The sequence below is a fragment of the Fusobacterium perfoetens ATCC 29250 genome (assembly GCF_000622245.1).
In the GTDB taxonomy this organism is placed as follows: domain Bacteria; phylum Fusobacteriota; class Fusobacteriia; order Fusobacteriales; family Fusobacteriaceae; genus Fusobacterium_B; species Fusobacterium_B perfoetens.
In genome coordinates this window covers 50,338-67,031 of the sequence record NZ_JHXW01000006.1, presented here as the reverse complement: position 1 = coordinate 67,031, position 16,694 = coordinate 50,338, and the positions used below count along the sequence as shown (strand labels likewise).

Here is a 16,694-nt window from a genome sequence, read left to right as displayed (position 1 = left end):
TAGGAGGAGTAAATGAACGAATTATTAAAAAAACAAATTTTAAAATTTTTAGCAATGTTAATTGTATTTGTAGGATTTTTTACAAATACTATTGCTGAAAATAAAAAAACTTTTGAAGGAAAACATTTTGTAATGGCAACAAGTGCTAATTTTCCACCATTAGAATATGTTACCTTAGATGAAAATGGACAAAATAAAGTAGTGGGATTTGATGTAGATTTAGCAACAGCTTTATCAGAAGAATTAGGATTTACTTATGAGATAATGAATACACAATTTAGTAGTTTAATAGGAGGACTACAAAGTAAAAGGGTAGATTTCATAATTTCAGGAATGTCACCAACAGAAGAGAGAAAGAAAAGTGTAGATTTTACAAATGGATATTTCTTTCCAAAAATAGCAATAATATCATTAAAAGGAGATAAAGAATATTCAACATTAAAAAGTTTAGAAGGTAAAAAAATAGCTACAACATTTGGAACAAATTATGAAAAAATAGCTCAAGGTGTAAAGGGAGCAGAATTAGTATCTTTAGAAAATAGTGTAGTAGCAGTACAAGAAGTATTAAGTGGACGTGTAGAAGGAGCTATAGTAGATGGACGTCATGCAGTAGAATTTGTAAAAGAACAACCTAAATTAACATATCATATATTATCAGAAAAAGAATCGCCAGCAAGTAATTCATCATTTGCAATAGCATGTCAAAAAGATTCTCCATTAACAGAAGAATTTAATAAAGCATTAGTAACATTAAAAGAAAATGGAAAATTAAGTGAAATAGCAAAAAAATGGTTAGGAGAAGAAGGAGAAAGTTTTATAACAAATCTTAAAGCAAAACCATTATCAGGAAAACATTTAATAATGGCAGTTAATGCTACTTTTCCACCTTTTGAATCAGTAGAATTAAATGAAGATGGAAAAGAAGAAATAATAGGTTTTGATATGGATATAGCAAAACTTTTATCAGAAAAATTAGGATTTACTTATGAAGTAAATAATATGGAGTTTAGTGGTTTAGTAGGAGCATTACAAAGTAAAAGAGCTGATTTTGTTTTATCAGGAATATCTCCTACAGAAGAAAGAAAAGAGAATATAGATTTTACAAAAGATTATTTTTATCCAAAAACAGCTATAATTTGTTTAAAAGATAAAAATTTATATTCATTAAAAAAATTAGAAGGTAAAAAAATAGCAACAACATTTGGAACAAATTATGCTAATATAGCTGAAAGAGTTAAAGATGGAAAAGTTACATTACTAAATAGCAGTCCTTTAGTAATGCAAGAATTATTAAATGAAAGAGTTGATGCAGCTATAATAGATGCTTCACAAGCTTCTGAATTTATGAAAAAATATAATAATTTAGAGTTTCATGTTCTTCCAGAATCAGAAGTAAAATCTACAGATTCTTATGCTATTGGATGTCAAAAAGGCTCTGAATTAGTAGAAATATTTAATAAAGCTTTAACAGAATTAGAAGAATCTGGAGAAATAGAAAAATTAGTTGTAAAATGGATGGGAGAAGAATTTACAAAAGTAAATGAAAGTAGTAAAATAGATGAAGTTTCAGATAATAATGAAATAAAAGATGAAGGATTAAAATTACATTTTGGAAGAGTATTAGAATATAAAAAATTATTTGTAAATGGTTTAGTAATTTCATTGAAATTTACTCTTCTTTCAGCAGTGGCTGGAATTGTATTAGGAACAATTTTAGCTTTAGTAAAAGTTTCTAAAATAAAACCTCTTCAAATATTTGCAAATATTTATACATCAGTATTTAGAGGAACACCATTATTAGTACAACTATTCTTAGTATATTTTGCTACACCTCAACTTATAGGATATAAAATCCCAACTCTTAATGCAGCTGTAATAACATTTGGATTAAACTCAGCAGCTTATGTTTCAGAAATATTAAGAGGAGGAATTCAATCTATAGATAGAGGACAATATGAAGCAGCAATGGCTTTAGGAGTACCATATTATAAAATGATGAAAGATATTGTAATTCCTCAAGCTGTAAAAGTAGTTTTACCAGGATTAGTAAATGAAATGATAGCTTTATTAAAAGAATCATCTTTGGTTTCTACAATAGGAGTTGTTGATATGATGCGTGCTTCACAAACTGTAATGAATGTTACATATTTAGCCTTTGAGCCATTCATAATAGTTGCTTTAATGTATTATGTTTTAGTTATGATTTTAACAAGTTTTGCAAATGTATTAGAAGGGAGATTAAGAAAAAATGATAGAAATTAAAAATTTAAAGAAAAAATTTAATAATTTAGAAGTTTTAAAAGATATATCATTAAATATAAAAAAAGGTGAAATAGTAGCAATAATAGGACCTTCAGGTTCTGGAAAATCAACATTATTAAGATGTATAAATCTTTTAGAAACTCCAACAGATGGAAAAATATTAATTAATAGTACAGATATTACAGATAAAAAAACTGATATAATGAAAATTAGAGAAAAAGTAGGAATGGTATTTCAACATTTTAATCTTTTCCCACATATGACAGTTTTAGAAAATATGATATATGCTCCTGTAAATGTAAAAGGAATGAATAAAGAGGAAGCAATAAAAAAATCTATAGATTTATTGAAAAAAATAGGACTTGAAGATAAAAAAGACCAATATCCTGATAAATTATCAGGAGGACAAAAACAAAGGGTTGCTATAGTTAGAGCCCTTGTTATGGAACCAGATGTTCTTTTATTTGATGAACCAACATCAGCTTTAGACCCAGAAATGGTAAAAGAAGTATTAGAGGTTATAAGAGGATTAGTAAAAACAGGAATCACTATGATAATTGTAACTCATGAAATGAAATTTGCTAGAGAAGTTTCTAATCGTATATGTTTCTTATCAGATGGATATCTATTAGAAGATACAACACCAGAGGAATTTTTCACAAATCCAAAAACAGATAGAGCTCGTCAATTTTTAGAAAAAATGTTATAAATTAAAGTTTTTAGAAAGGGGTAAAAAATGCAATATTTTTCAGGACGTTTTAAAGAAAAAGCAAGTAATTCAATTTTAGAGTTTCATTCTACAATTCAATTTGAGGATAAGTTAGCTTATTATGATATTATGGGAAGTATAGCTCATGTAAGAGGTTTAGGTAAACAAGGAATAGTTACAGTAGAGGAAGCTGAACTTATAGAAAAAACTTTGAGAGAAATATTAGAAGATATAGAAAGTAAAAAAATTAAATTTTCTATTGAATACGAAGATATTCATATGAATGTAGAAAAAAATCTTATTGATAGAATAGGAGATATAGGAAAAAAACTTCATACAGGAAGAAGTAGAAATGACCAATGTGCTTTAGATTTAAAACTTTATATAAAAGATGAGATAAAAAAAGTACAATCATATTTAATGGAATTAATAGAAATTTTAATTAAAATGGCTAAAGAAAATGTAAAAACTTATATGCCAGGATTTACACATTTACAAAAAGCTCAACCTATAAGTTTTGCTCATTATTTATTAGCTTATGTAGAAATGTTTAAAAGAGATTATAAAAGATTAGAAAATACTTTTGAATTAACAAATTATTCTCCACTTGGTTCAGCTGCTCTTGCTGGAACTTCTTATCCATTAGATATGGAATATACAAGTAAAGTATTAGGATTTAAAGGACCTATAGCAAATAGTTTAGATGGAGTATCAGATAGAGACCATGTTATGAGTTTCATAAGTGACTTATCTATAATAATGGTACATTTATCAAGATTTTGTGAAGAAATAGTAGTTTATTCTTCAAATGATTTTTCTTATATAGAATTAAGTGATAAATTTTCAACAGGAAGTAGCATTATGCCTCAAAAGAAAAACCCAGATGCTGCTGAACTTATAAGAGGAAAAAGTGGAAGAGTTTTTGGAGATATGATGAGCATATTAACAACAATGAAAGGAATTCCACTAGCTTATAATAAAGATATGCAAGAAGATAAAGAAGCTTTATTTGATGCTATTGATACAGTAAAAAAATGTATAGATGTTTTCAATGGAATGATATCTACAACAAAACCTTTAAAAGAAAATATGTTAAAAGCTTGTCATGATGGATTTATAAATGCTACTGATGTGGCTGACTATTTAACAAATAAAGGAATGAGTTTCAGAGATGCTTATAAAATTGTTGGAAGTATAGTTGCTTATTGTATTGATAATAAAAAAACTTTAGATAATCTTTCTATGGAAGAATATAAAACTTATTCAGAATTATTTGAAAATGATATTTATGAAGAAATAAGTATAGAAAAATGTGTAGAAAAAAGAACTACAATAGGAGGACCTTCAGAAAAAAGTATAAATTCTCATATAGAATCTGTAGATAAATTTATAGAAAAAGAAGTAGAAAATTTAAAAAGTTATAAATTAAATGATATTTTTTAGTAAGGAGAAAATAGCATGGAATGGAAAGAAAATTCTAAATGTGCTGTAATGTTTAGTTTTGATTTGGATAGTGATACAACTTGGAAAAATGGAAATGATGGATATCCTAATGGAGAAAAATACATAAAGTCTATTTCAATAGGACAATATGGACCTAAAAGGGCAGTTGAAAGAATACTAAATTTATTAAAAAAATATAATATAAAAGCAACATTTTTTGTACCAGGAAAAGTAGCAGAAGATAATCCTGAATTAATAAAAAAAATTGACGAAGAGGGACATGAAATAGGACATCATGGATATACTCATGAAAGATTTTTTGATAAAACAGTAGAAGAACAAATTGAAATAATAGAAAAAACACAAAAGATTTATAAAAAAATAATTAATAAAGAAGCTAAAGGTTTTAGAACTCCTTCAGGAGATTGGGCTATAGAAACTCCAAAATTATTATATAAAAGAGGTTTTTTATATTCTAGTTCAATGCGTGGTGATGACAGACCATATAATACTATCATTGAAAATAAAAAAACTAATTTTATAGAAATTCCTACTCATTGGGAATTAGATGACTATGTTGCTATGGCATATAATTATTTTCCAGAAGAGCCAAGTGGATTAGATAGAATATCAGGATATGAACAAGTATTAGATAATTTTACAAGAGAATTTGATGGATATTATAAATATGGACTTTGTTTTGTACCAATGATGCATCCTCAAGTTATTGGAACTCCAGGACATATTCAAATATTAGAAAAATTAATAAAACATATTTTAGAAAAAGATGATGTTTGGATTGCTACAGGAAGTGAAATAGCAAATTGGTATATTGAGAATGGAAAGGAGGAAAAGTAATGAGATGGAAAAATAATTCTAGTTGTGTAGTAATGGTAAGTGTAAATCTTGATGCTGAATTTTTTTGGCTTTCATTATCTCCTGATTGTATTAATAGACCAAAAACAATGTCAATGGGACAATATGGAATGTTGAGAGGATTACCTAGAATATTAGATTTATTTGATAAATATAATATAAAAGCAACATTTTTTACTCTAGGAAAAGTAGTAGAAAAATATCCAGAAGATATAAAAGAAATTGTTAAAAGAGGACATGAAATAGGATTTCATGGATATGAACATGAAAACTTTGGTTTAATGACAAAAGATGAGCAAAAAGAAGTTTTTAGGAAAGGAATGGAGAGTATAAAAAATATTTTGGGTGATTATCCAAAAGGATTTAGAGCTCCAGAGGGAGAGCTTACTAAAGAAACTCTTGAAATTGCAAAAGAAAATGGATTTACATATTCAAGTAATTTAAGTAATGATGATTGTCCTTATATTCATAAATTATTTAATGGAAATTTAGTAGAAATACCAATTCATTGGGCATTATTTGATTTTCCATACTTTGCTTTTAACTATAGACCAGCATTTCCAAAAGGACAAGGAAGGATAGCTAATTATACACAAGTTTTAAATAATTGGAAAAATGAGTATATAGGATATCACAAGGAAGGGCTTTGTTATGTATTGCAATTAGACCCTCAAACCATAGGAACACCAGGTAGAATTGGAATTTTAGAAGAATTATTTGAATTTATGCTTTCTAAAGATACTCCATGGTTTGCTACAGGAAGTGAAATAGAAAAATATATTACAGAAAATAATATTGAAAAATAATTAAAAAATAAAGGGAATACTCCCTTTATTTTTTGTAATAACTTTTAGGATTAGCAAAATATAAGCCACAAACACTACTAAGAGGAATCATTGCATAATTAGAAGTAAGAGATATTTCTACTCTTTCTCCTTTCAAAATTTTTAAAATATTTTTCTTTAGAGAATGATTTGGAATAGTAGGATAACCTATAGCTGGTCTAATATTTATATTCCAAATATTATTATTGATATATTCTTGTAAATATTCAGCACCAGCTTCTACAATTCTTGTATTTAAAAGTTCTTCTAAAATTTTTAAATATTCTTTTTCCACGAATATATTACTTTTAAATGAAACAGCAAAAACTCCAATATAGTCATTATCATTTACAAAATTATAAATAAAATCTTCTTTTTCAGCTATTACTTCATCTTCAATTAATAATTTATTAGATACTTTTTTACTAGGAAAAATTCCGTAAACACACTTTACTTTCTTATTTTCTTCTTTCATTTTAGAAAAAATATAGTTTATTTCTTTTTTTACTTTTTCTTCTTCAGATGTATTTTTTACTTTTAAAGTAAGGAGAAGAATATCTAAATTTATATATTTTTCTAAGTCTTCTAAATTAATTTCTAAATATTTATCTCCAATTTCTTTTGGAATAATAGGAGGAGAAGTAAGATTAGTATTTGCTGTTTTATTTTCTTTTTTATTATCATTATATAATCTTCTTAAATTATATAATTCTTCTGTTTTTATTTTTAAGAAATTATTTTTTTCTAAAGAGCAAATTTTATTAGCTGCTTGTAATGTATCTATAGCTTCATGGACATGTAAAGTTTTTCCCTGATAAAAAGGTTCTAATTTTAAAGCAGTATGAAGAGGAGAAGTAGTTGCTCCAGCTATTAATATTGGAATTTCCATATTGTTTTCTTGAAAATATTTTAAGACTTTTTCCATTTCTTTAAGAGAAGGTGTTATAAGTCCACTTAAAGTTACTAAATCCGCATTATTTTCTTTTACAGCTTGAAAAATCTTTTCTTTAGAAGCCATAACACCAACGTCTATAATATCATATCCATTACATTTTAAGACAGTTCCTACAATATTCTTTCCTATATCATGAACATCTCCTTCAACTGTAGCCATAACAATTTTTCCTTTAGAGTTTATTTTTTCATTTTTTTCAAGATAAGGAGTAATTAATTCTACAGCTTTATTCATTACTTCTGAAGAACGAATAAGTTGAGGTAAATAAACTTTTCCTTTTTCAAAAAGTTCTCCTAATTCTTTCATTCCCTCCATTAATATATTTTGAATTATATCAAGAGGTGAATAAAGTTTTAAAGCATCTTTTATATTTTCTTCAAATTCAGGAGTTCCCCCTATTATTAAAGCTTTTTTGATTTTTTCTTCTAAAGTTAATTCTTTAGTAGGTAAAATTTCTTCTTTTTTATTTTGAAGATGAAGAGTGAAAATCTTTTCTAAACTTTCTTTTTTTCCAAAGATTAAATCTTTTATAATATTTTTATCTTCATCAGTTAATAAAGGGACTTTTTCTCCAGGATTTAAAATAGCAAAATTTAATCCTCTTTTCTTTCCCTCTTCTAAAAAGATAGAATGTATTCCTGCTCTTAGAAGATTATTTCCTCTAAATGCAAATGAAAGATTACTAAGACCTCCGATAACTCCTACATTTTTAAAATTTTCTTTAATCCATTTACAAGCTTTTAAATAATTTAAACCATTATAGTTATCATTTTCCATTCCAGTACCAATAGCAAGTATATTTAAATCAAAAATAATGTCTTCATCAGCAAAATTAAGATTTTTTAATATTTTATATGCTCTTGAACAAATTTCTATTTTTCTTTCATAGGATACCCCTTGTCCATTTTCATCAAAAGCCATAACTATTACAGAAGCATTATATTTTTTTATAAGGAGAGCTTTCTTAATAAATTTATCTTCCCCTTCTTTTAAACTTATTGAGTTTACAACAGGTTTCCCAGGAATATTTTTAAGAGCTCTTTTAATTACAGAAAAATCGGAAGAATCTATCATTACAGGATATTTTGATATTTCATTATCATTTTGAATTATTCTTAAGAATTTTTCCATTTCAATTTCAGATTCAAGGAGTCCATCATCCATATTTATATCTATTATTTTAGCTCCTTGTTCTATTTCTCTTCTTGTAATATCTAAAGCTTTAATATAATTTTTTTCTACTATCAAACTCTTGAAAATTTTAGAACCAGCTACATTATTTCTTTCTCCTACTATAGTAAATTTATTTTCAAAATTATATATTTCATTTCCTGATAAATATCCAGTAATTTTAAAATTCTCTTGAAATTTTCTAGGCTCTTTTTCTTTTACAAGTTCAGATATTTTTCTTATATGCTCAAAAGTAGTTCCACAACAACCACCTAAAATATTTATTTCTTTTTTATCTACTAATTCTTTTAAATGTTTTGCTGTTATTTCAGGGGTTTCATCATATTCTCCATTTTCATTTGGAAGACCAGCATTAGGGTATAAAGATACTGGCTTTTTAATAAATTTACCTAATTTTTGAATAAGAGGAATTAATTCTTTGGCTCCAAAAGAACAGTTAAAACCATAAGAGATAATAGAATCTCTGTCTAAAGATACAATTAGAGATTCAATACTTTGACCAGTGAATATTTTCCCTTCTTTATTTACAGTAGCAGAAATCATTATAGGAAGTTTTATATTTTTTTCTTTCATAATTTCTTCAGCAGCTATTACACAACACTTAGCATTAAGTCCATCAAAAATTGTTTCTATAAGTAAAAGGTTTACTCCTCCATCAATTAATCCTCTTATTTGTTCTTTATATGCTTCTTTTAAAGTATCAAAATCCAAAGTTCTATCATAAGGATTTTTTCCACTAGGAATAGTAAGAGATTTACTTGTAGGTCCAATAGAACCAGCAAGATATATTTTCCTATTACTAGCTTTAATTACTTCTTTAGCTAACTCAGCACTTTTTTTACAAAGTTCATAAACTTTATCTTCTATTTTATATTTTTCTAAAGAAATACAGTTACAGTTAAAAGAGTTGGTTTCTAAAATATCAGCACCAGCTTCTATATATTTTTTATGTATATCTTTTATAATATCAGGTCTAGTTAAATTTAAAATTTCATTACAACCTTTTTTTCCTAAAAAATCTTCTGAAGTTAAATTATAGTTTTGAATGGCTGTTCCCATAGCTCCATCTAAAACTAATACTTTCTTTTTTAAATCTTCTCTAATATCCATTATTTTCATCTCTCTTTCTTAAGATACTTCCAATATTTTCCATTATTTTTTTAGAAGCCTCTACTCTATTCATTGTATAGATATGTATTCCAGAAACATCATCAGAAATTAATTCTACAATTTGTTCCATAGCATAAGCAATTCCAGCTTCTCTCATGGCTATTGGATTATTTTCATATCTATCTAATATTTTTTTTAATTTTGGAGGGATACTACAACCACACATAGAAGTTATTTTTCTAATTTGTTTACCATTTGTTATTGGCATTATTCCAGCAATTAATGGAATATCTATATTTAATTTTTTTAATTTTTCTTTAAACTCATAAAATTTTTCATTATCAAAAAAGATTTGTGAAATTAAAAAATCTGTACCACTTTCTATTTTATTTTTTAAATTAAAAAGGTCTAAAATATCATTAGTTTCTTGATGACCTTCAGGATAAAAAGCACCACCTATTGAAAAATTTTCTTTAGTTTTTATATGTTTTATTAAATCACTAGCATATAAAAAATCTCCTTTTTCAATATTTCCATTTTGAGGAATATCTCCTCTTAAAGCCATAATATTTTCAATATTGTTGTTTTTTAATTCTTCTAAAATTTTATCAATTTCATTTTTCTTAGCCCCTATACAAGTAAGATGTGCAAGAGCTTCTATTTTATTTACATTTTTAATTTTCGAGGCTATAGACACACTATTTCTTCTAGTACTTCCACCAGCTCCATATGTAACACTCATAAAATCTGGTTTTAAAATGGATAATTCATCAATTGCATGATAAACATCTTCTAGAGTATATATATTATTAGGTGGAAAAACTTCAAAAGATATTGTTGGTTGTTTTTTAGTAAATAATTCTGCTATTTTCATTTATACCTCCAAAATAAAAAAACTTCTTTTAATCTGATAGATAAAAGAAGTTTGATTTGTATATACTTACCATCTATCAGGAATTAGCACCACACTATTTACAGTAGGTTGCTGAGATATCATAAGGCCTGTCCTTCAATCTCTCTATATGGATTAATAATTTTAATAATTCTATCATAAGCTGTTTTTAATGTCAATAATAAACTTAATTATAGAAAAAATTTTTTTAAAGTAAAATAAAAAGGAAGAAAACAACAAAAGTTGAAATCTTCCTCTTAATTATAAATATAATTTTTATTAGTCTAATTGTTCCATTATTTCATCTGGAATATCGAAGTTAGAGTAAACTTCTTGAACATCGTCTAAATCATCTAAAGCATCATATAAAACCATAACTTTTTTTGCTGTATCTAAATCAGTAATAGCAACTTTGTTTTCTGGTATCATAGTAATTTCTGCTTCATCATATTTATATCCAGCATCTGTTAAAGATTGAAGAACATTTTGGAATTCAGCTGGGTCTGTTAAAACTTGGAATTCTCCATCTTCTTCAATTATATCTTCAGCTCCAGCATCCAAAGCAACCATCATAAATTCTTCTGAATCAGCTATATGTTCAGCTAAGAAAATAATTTCTCCTTTTTTATTGAACATCCAAGATACAGCTCCGTCAGCTCCTAAGTTTCCACCTTTTCTTGAAAATGCAGTTCTAACTTCAGAAGCAGATCTATTTTTATTATCAGTAACTACATCAACTATGAAAGCTGTTCCAGCTGGTCCATATCCTTCATATCTCATTTCGATATAGTCTACTCCTCCTAATTCTCCAGTTCCTTTTTTAATAGCTCTTTCTAATATATCTTTAGGCATATTTCCAGCCTTAGCTTTATCAATAGCAAGTCTAAGTCTTGGGTTGAAAGAAGGGTCTCCTCCACCTTCTCTAGCAGCTATTGTTAATTCTTTTCCTAATTTAGTGAATAAACTAGCTCTCTTCTTATCTTGAGCTCCTTTTCTATGTTGTATGTTATTCCATTTACTATGTCCTGACATTAAAATCCTCCTAAATAAAAAATCCTTTCTAGTTATTTTAGCACAATAATTTAAAATTTTCAATATTTTAAACTAACCACTTATAAAATTTCTATTATTTCTTTTTCTGTTATAAGCTTATTAACTTTCTTATCAAATATATCACCAGAAAAGCTATTATCTATTTGAAAAGAGTAAACTAGAGATATTTTAAAAGAATCATTATAAAGAGGATTAGAAAGAAATCTATCATAATACCCTTTTCCAAAACCAATTCTATCTCCTAAGTTGTTAAAAACAATACCAGGGACTATTATTAAATCTATTTTTTCTTTAAAAATTTCTCCAATAGGTTCTGTAACTCCAAAAACTCCAGAGAAAAAATTTCCTTCATCTTTTATAGGAACTATTTCATTATTAATAATTCTTGGTAATATTAAAGTTTTTCCTTGAGATTTTATAAAATTATTTAATTCTTTGGTTTCAACTTCATTTTTAAAAGACATATAACTCATAATAGTTTTAGAATTTTTTAAAATATCTTCATTTAAAAAATTAGATATTATTTTTTTACTTAATAAATTTTTTTCTTCTAAAGATAAAGATTCTCTTTTTCTTTTAATTTCTTTTCTAAGAGTATTTTTTCTTTCATTATTCATTGTTACTTTCTTCCTCATTATTAGTAGAATTTAAAATATCTAATTCTTTTTTTACAAGAAGTAAATCTTTCCAAAATTCAAGAGGTGCTTTAGATTTTTTACCACTATTTTCACGAACCTCTTTTATATATTTAACATCATAAGTTATTAAAACTTTTATTCCAGCCTTCCAATCTATAAGTTTTCCTCTTTCTTTTACAAAGTCTACTTCTCTACCAAGTAGAGCCTCAGCTGAATATTGTCCTAAAGTTACAATGATTTTTGGTTCAATAAGAGCAATTTGCATATGAAGTAATTCTTTTAAGAAATCTTGTTCATCAGAGAAAAAATCTTTATATTTTATTTTACATTTTGTAAGAGTAGTTATGTAGTAATCTTCAGGAATAAATTCTCCCATATCACAAAGTCTTATCAAAAATTCTCCAGTAGAGCCTATTGAAACTTTTAAATCTTCGTTTTCATAGAGGTCATTTTCATCTCCAATAAAAAGAAGATTAGCATTTTTATTTCCACTACCTACAAAAGTTTCCTCATCTTCTTCTAGGGATTCACGAATTTTAGGAAATTTATTTATCTCAAAAGAAAGATCTTCCCACAGTTCTTTTTTATTTTCCATAAGTATCACCTCATTGTATTATAATTTATAAAGTTCTGTAACAGTATCTTGAGTTGTTATTTCAACAGGAATACTGATATTTCTTCTATTCATTTCACTTGTTATTGTATGAGAAACAATAGAAAATTTATTACTATCTTTACTTATATGAGCAAGATATACTTTTTTTAAATTAGAAGAATAATTATCACATATAAATCTAGCAGCATCATTATTTGAAAGATGTCCATTTCTACTTTTTACTCTATCTTTTAAATCCCATGGATAATTACAGTCCATAAGCATTTGATAATCATAATTCGATTCAATTATCATAATATTTACATCTCTAAAAAATGCTCTTACACGGGTATCAATATATCCAATATCAGTGGATATTCCTAAAGTTTTTCCAGAAGAAATTTCCTCTATTCTAAACCCAACAGTTCTTTCAGCATCATGCATAACATCAAAAGGTTGAACTTTTATTTTTTCTTTTATAATAAATTCAAAGGTATCAATAAATATTAAATTACCTTCTGAGATTTTTCCTAATTTGGCACTTCCTGCTAAATAACTTTCTTTTGTTATATAGATAGGAATATTATATTTTCTTGAAACAATACCAGCTCCTTGAATATGGTCTGTATGTTCATGTGTAATAAGAATTCCTTTTATCTCAGTAAGAGTTTCTCCTATATTATTTAATTTTTCTTCTAATTTTTTTCCACTAAAACCAGCGTCAACTAAAATTTTAACACCATCGATATTTACAAAAGTAGAGTTTCCACCACTTCCACTTCCAAGTATAGATACTTCCATTTTTATCCTTTCTATAAATTAAAAAATATTTTTTCTCGTAGTTTTTGCTTGTTGTAAATTAAGTTCTCTCAATTTTGAACTTAAATAATTAAGATATTCATATTCAAATATATAATCAGATTCCCCAAAATAAACATTTGCATCTTTTTTCATTTGAAAACCAACTAAAGTAGAAAACCAAATAGTTCCTACATCTATATTAATAACATCATATGGGTCAAGTTCAGCTAGACCATATCCTTCAGCCCCAAGTCCAATACTGTCTCTTAAAGTAGTAGGTCCAATTAAAGGAGCCATAATATAAAATCCTTCTCCCACTCCGTAGTAAGCTAAAGTATTTCCTAAACTTTCTTGGTATTTTTTAATTCCCATTTCACTAGCAACATCAAACATCCCTAAAAGTCCTATTGTTGAGTTAATAGCAAATCTAAAAGTAGATTCTACAGCTTCTAATATTCTAAATTGTAATAAAAGGTTTGTTGTATTCCTAATATCTCCAAAATTACTAACAAAATTTTTAAGTCTATCTTGTACAAAATTAGGTACATAGTAATCATAAGTTGTCATTACAGGATAGATAACAGTTCTGTCAGCAAAACGATTAAAAGCATAAAACCTTCTATTAAGTGGAGAAAGATAATCTGTTTTACCAAATAATATATTTTTATCTTCTTCCACTTGAAGTTCTATATATTCTTGATTAGATACTTTTACTTTTTTATCTACTGATGAACATGAAATCATAAAAGAAGAAATTAAAACTAATAAAGTTATCTTAAATAATTTTTTCATAATTATCTCCCCTCTTTCATAAACTTAAGCATATAATCTACATTTTCTTGATAGAACATATTTCCACAATGTCCTCCATAAGGGTAGATATATAAGTTTTTACCAAAAGTTTTCTTTAAGAAATCAAAATGTTTTTTTGTAAGGATAATTTCATCTTTATTAGTTACACATCTAATATTTTTAGCAGTTTTCAAATAATCCTCTATCATTTTTAAATCTGTAAATTTAGATAACTCTTTTTTAGTTAAATTTTTCTTATAATGTTGTTGATAATAAGGTAAAGCTATTCTATCAATATAATCTTGGAAATTAGCAAAATTTATTTTTTCAAAATATTTACCCATATTTTCATATTTTTCAATTTTTCTATCAGAATAAACTTTCATATCATTAACATAATCGGTTAAAAAGTTAATATCAATGGAATTAAGTCTAAATACAAAACCTATCCCCATTTTTAAATCTTTTTCAGTAACATTAAGAGCTTTTAAAACTTCATAAGGATTACCAGAAATATCTTTAAATCCATCTCTATAACTAGAAAGTAATCCCATAAGACTATTTACCTTTATAAAGAAATTATCTACATTATTATCAGTACCTTCAACAAACATATTATCTAATATAGTAGCTGATTCATAAAGATTTACAGCAGGATTTAACATAAATACCTTGTTAAAATTAAATACTTTTTCCTTACTATCAATAAAAGATATTATAGCAGAGTGAGTTCCTCCTAAACTATATCCCATAATACTATAATCTTCAACTTGGGCTTTTTTCTCTACTAAATTTTTAATGTATTGTAATCCTCTATAAATATCCATTCCATCATTCATTAAATTTCCAGGTATTTTTTCATAAGAAAGAGCAACCAATGAATTTGTATTAGTAATAGATGAAATACCAACTACATGGTATCCAGCAGTATAAAAAATTCTTTGGAAATATTGAGTCTTTAATGATGTAGAACTGGAACTTGTACCTGATAATATAAATACAAGAGGAGCTTTTTTCTTTTGTAAAGCTACAGAAAATTTATATCCTTTTTGATATTCTAAATTTTCTGGAATTTCTCTAGTAGAGATAAGCTCAGTTCTATAAAGTTTTAATGGTATTTTCTCAATAACTCCCTGTGTCATAAGAGTAGAAGAACCAAATACTGTGGCAATATATGGGTCTTTCAAAGGGAAATCATAAGAAAAAGAATTTATCCCCAACAACATAAGCATGATTATTATAATTTTTTTCATAATTTTTACCTCAATTATATTAATGTAATTTTATATTATATGATACCATAATTATGGAATTTATAAAAGAGTAAAAATTATAAAATAATAGTTGTGGAAAAGGGAAAAGTCTGTGATATAATTTAGAAAAAAGGAAAGGAAGAAATATGGATAAGAAGAATTTTTTGAATCTTTTTAAGGAAGAAAATAAAGATTTAATTGTAAAGTTGTGGGAAAATATAGAACTTGCTAACAATATAGATTATTATATAGAAACAGAGGAGTTTTATCCTCCTAATATTTGGAGTATTTTAGAAAAAACAAATATTAATAATGTGAGATTTTTATTTAAAGGTTTGAGAGAGGATAGTGAAAAGAAAAATATAATTATTATTCCTGAAAATTTTTCTCAAGATATGCCAGAATTTAATCTCACTTATTTTAAAATTGATGGAAAAAATAAATTTAGAGAGTTGCTTCATAAAGATTTTTTAGGAACAATAATGAGTCTTGGAATAAAAAGGGAGATTTTAGGAGATTTGATTGTAAAGGATAATATTGCTTATGGAGTTATTTATAAAGAAAAGTTTAGTTTTTTAGATGAGCTTGAAAAAGTTTCAAATGTTCCTGTAAAAATATTTGAAATAGATGAAAATGAAATTCCTAAAAGTGAGTTTCAAGAAATAATTATCACTATCCCGTCAGTTAGATTTGATAGTGTGGTCTCTGAAATTGCTAATACTTCTAGACAAAAGGCAGTTACTCTTATAGAAGAGGGATTAGTAATGTTAAATTATAATATTCAAAGAGATAAATCTGTAGAAGTAAAAGAAAATGATGTTATAACTATTAAAAAAGTTGGAAAATTTATTTTTTCTAAAGAATTGGGAGAAAATAAAAAGGGTAAAGTAAAAGTATTGATGAAGAAATTTATATAAAATTATTATCGAGTTATTATAAAAATGTAGACAAAAAAATTGTTTTTTGTCTACATCTAAAATAATACTAAAAAATATAAATTTTTAATTACCAAAAAATTTCATAAATAAATCATCTTGTTTAGGGTCATGAACCACATATCCAACAGCTACTTTGTTATCAGTGAGTTCTATAATTTTTTCAGCTCTTTCTTTTCCAAAAGCTCCGCAAATTTCTATAGCCCCAACTCCTTCTTCTTTTAATTCTAAAACTTTTTTATAAGCTTCTTCAAAACTCCTTACAGTACAGATATATGTTACACAATTTTCAGTTTCAAAAGTAGCATTATCTTTTTCAGAATAATCTTTTCCCATTAAAATAAAAGCAAATTTCTTTTTCATAA

At 26.0% G+C, this 16,694-nt stretch carries 15 protein-coding genes and 1 riboswitch; of the genes, 6 read left to right on the top strand and 9 right to left on the bottom strand.

From position 1 onward, the window contains the following. The first annotated feature begins 12 nt into the window (after positions 1–12). From T364_RS0103485 to T364_RS0103465, 5 genes are read left to right on the top strand one after another with little or no spacing between them, the layout of a single operon-like run. Complete coding sequence (locus T364_RS0103485; RefSeq protein ID WP_051532634.1) at positions 13–2,262, top strand: ABC transporter substrate-binding protein/permease; 2,250 nt, start codon at positions 13–15, stop codon at positions 2,260–2,262. Then, on the top strand, positions 2,249–2,971 hold the full coding sequence (locus T364_RS0103480) for an amino acid ABC transporter ATP-binding protein (RefSeq protein ID WP_027128349.1): 723 nt from the start codon (positions 2,249–2,251) through the stop codon (positions 2,969–2,971). The genes T364_RS0103485 and T364_RS0103480 overlap by 14 nt, the downstream gene beginning before the upstream one ends. 27 nt (positions 2,972–2,998) lie before the next feature. Continuing rightward, positions 2,999–4,414 (top strand): argininosuccinate lyase, encoded by a 1,416-nt coding sequence (gene argH, locus T364_RS0103475; protein ID WP_027128348.1) that lies wholly within the window; start codon positions 2,999–3,001, stop codon positions 4,412–4,414. A 15-nt stretch (positions 4,415–4,429) separates the two neighbouring features. Continuing rightward, positions 4,430–5,272, top strand: coding sequence for a polysaccharide deacetylase family protein (locus T364_RS0103470; RefSeq protein WP_027128347.1), 843 nt, complete (start codon positions 4,430–4,432; stop codon positions 5,270–5,272). Then, positions 5,272–6,096, top strand: coding sequence for a polysaccharide deacetylase family protein (locus tag T364_RS0103465; RefSeq protein ID WP_027128346.1), 825 nt, complete (start codon positions 5,272–5,274; stop codon positions 6,094–6,096). The genes T364_RS0103470 and T364_RS0103465 overlap by 1 nt, the downstream gene beginning before the upstream one ends. 25 nt (positions 6,097–6,121) lie before the next feature. Here the strand turns inward: T364_RS0103465 and metH are convergent, their stop codons facing one another. The 8 genes from metH to T364_RS0103425 form a co-directional block, all read right to left on the bottom strand. Then, the gene (metH, locus tag T364_RS0103460; protein ID WP_027128345.1) at positions 6,122–9,373 is read right to left on the bottom strand and encodes a methionine synthase; all 3,252 of its coding nucleotides are present in this window, start codon (positions 9,371–9,373) and stop codon (positions 6,122–6,124) included. Next, positions 9,360–10,244 carry a methylenetetrahydrofolate reductase [NAD(P)H] gene (gene metF, locus T364_RS0103455; protein ID WP_027128344.1) on the bottom strand — a complete coding sequence of 295 codons (885 nt, stop codon included), beginning with the start codon at positions 10,242–10,244 and terminating at the stop codon, positions 9,360–9,362. The genes metH and metF overlap by 14 nt, the downstream gene beginning before the upstream one ends. 49 nt (positions 10,245–10,293) lie before the next feature. Continuing rightward, positions 10,294–10,399, bottom strand: a riboswitch (SAM riboswitch). 142 nt (positions 10,400–10,541) lie between these two features. After that, positions 10,542–11,294, bottom strand: a complete 753-nt coding sequence (locus T364_RS0103450; protein ID WP_027128343.1) for a YebC/PmpR family DNA-binding transcriptional regulator — start codon at positions 11,292–11,294, stop codon at positions 10,542–10,544. 80 nt (positions 11,295–11,374) lie between these two features. After that, positions 11,375–11,932: a 5-formyltetrahydrofolate cyclo-ligase gene (locus T364_RS0103445; protein WP_027128342.1), complete on the bottom strand. Its 558-nt coding sequence runs from the start codon at positions 11,930–11,932 to the stop codon at positions 11,375–11,377. Continuing rightward, the gene (locus T364_RS0103440) at positions 11,925–12,548 is read right to left on the bottom strand and encodes a uracil-DNA glycosylase family protein (RefSeq protein WP_035945290.1); all 624 of its coding nucleotides are present in this window, start codon (positions 12,546–12,548) and stop codon (positions 11,925–11,927) included. The genes T364_RS0103445 and T364_RS0103440 overlap by 8 nt, the downstream gene beginning before the upstream one ends. 18 nt (positions 12,549–12,566) lie before the next feature. After that, positions 12,567–13,349: an MBL fold metallo-hydrolase gene (locus T364_RS0103435; protein ID WP_027128340.1), complete on the bottom strand. Its 783-nt coding sequence runs from the start codon at positions 13,347–13,349 to the stop codon at positions 12,567–12,569. A gap of 18 nt (positions 13,350–13,367) precedes the next feature. Continuing rightward, complete coding sequence (locus T364_RS10410) at positions 13,368–14,141, bottom strand: MlaA family lipoprotein (RefSeq protein WP_051532633.1); 774 nt, start codon at positions 14,139–14,141, stop codon at positions 13,368–13,370. Positions 14,142–14,143: 2 nt separating this feature from the next. Next, the gene (locus tag T364_RS0103425; protein WP_027128339.1) at positions 14,144–15,394 is read right to left on the bottom strand and encodes a hypothetical protein; all 1,251 of its coding nucleotides are present in this window, start codon (positions 15,392–15,394) and stop codon (positions 14,144–14,146) included. Between the two features lie 146 nt (positions 15,395–15,540). Between T364_RS0103425 and T364_RS0103420 the strand changes: the two genes are divergently transcribed. Beyond that, positions 15,541–16,311: a YlmH family RNA-binding protein gene (locus T364_RS0103420; protein WP_035945288.1), complete on the top strand. Its 771-nt coding sequence runs from the start codon at positions 15,541–15,543 to the stop codon at positions 16,309–16,311. An 84-nt stretch (positions 16,312–16,395) separates the two neighbouring features. Here the strand turns inward: T364_RS0103420 and T364_RS0103415 are convergent, their stop codons facing one another. Further along, positions 16,396–16,692: a DUF6506 family protein gene (locus T364_RS0103415; protein ID WP_027128337.1), complete on the bottom strand. Its 297-nt coding sequence runs from the start codon at positions 16,690–16,692 to the stop codon at positions 16,396–16,398. Positions 16,693–16,694: the final 2 nt, after the last annotated feature.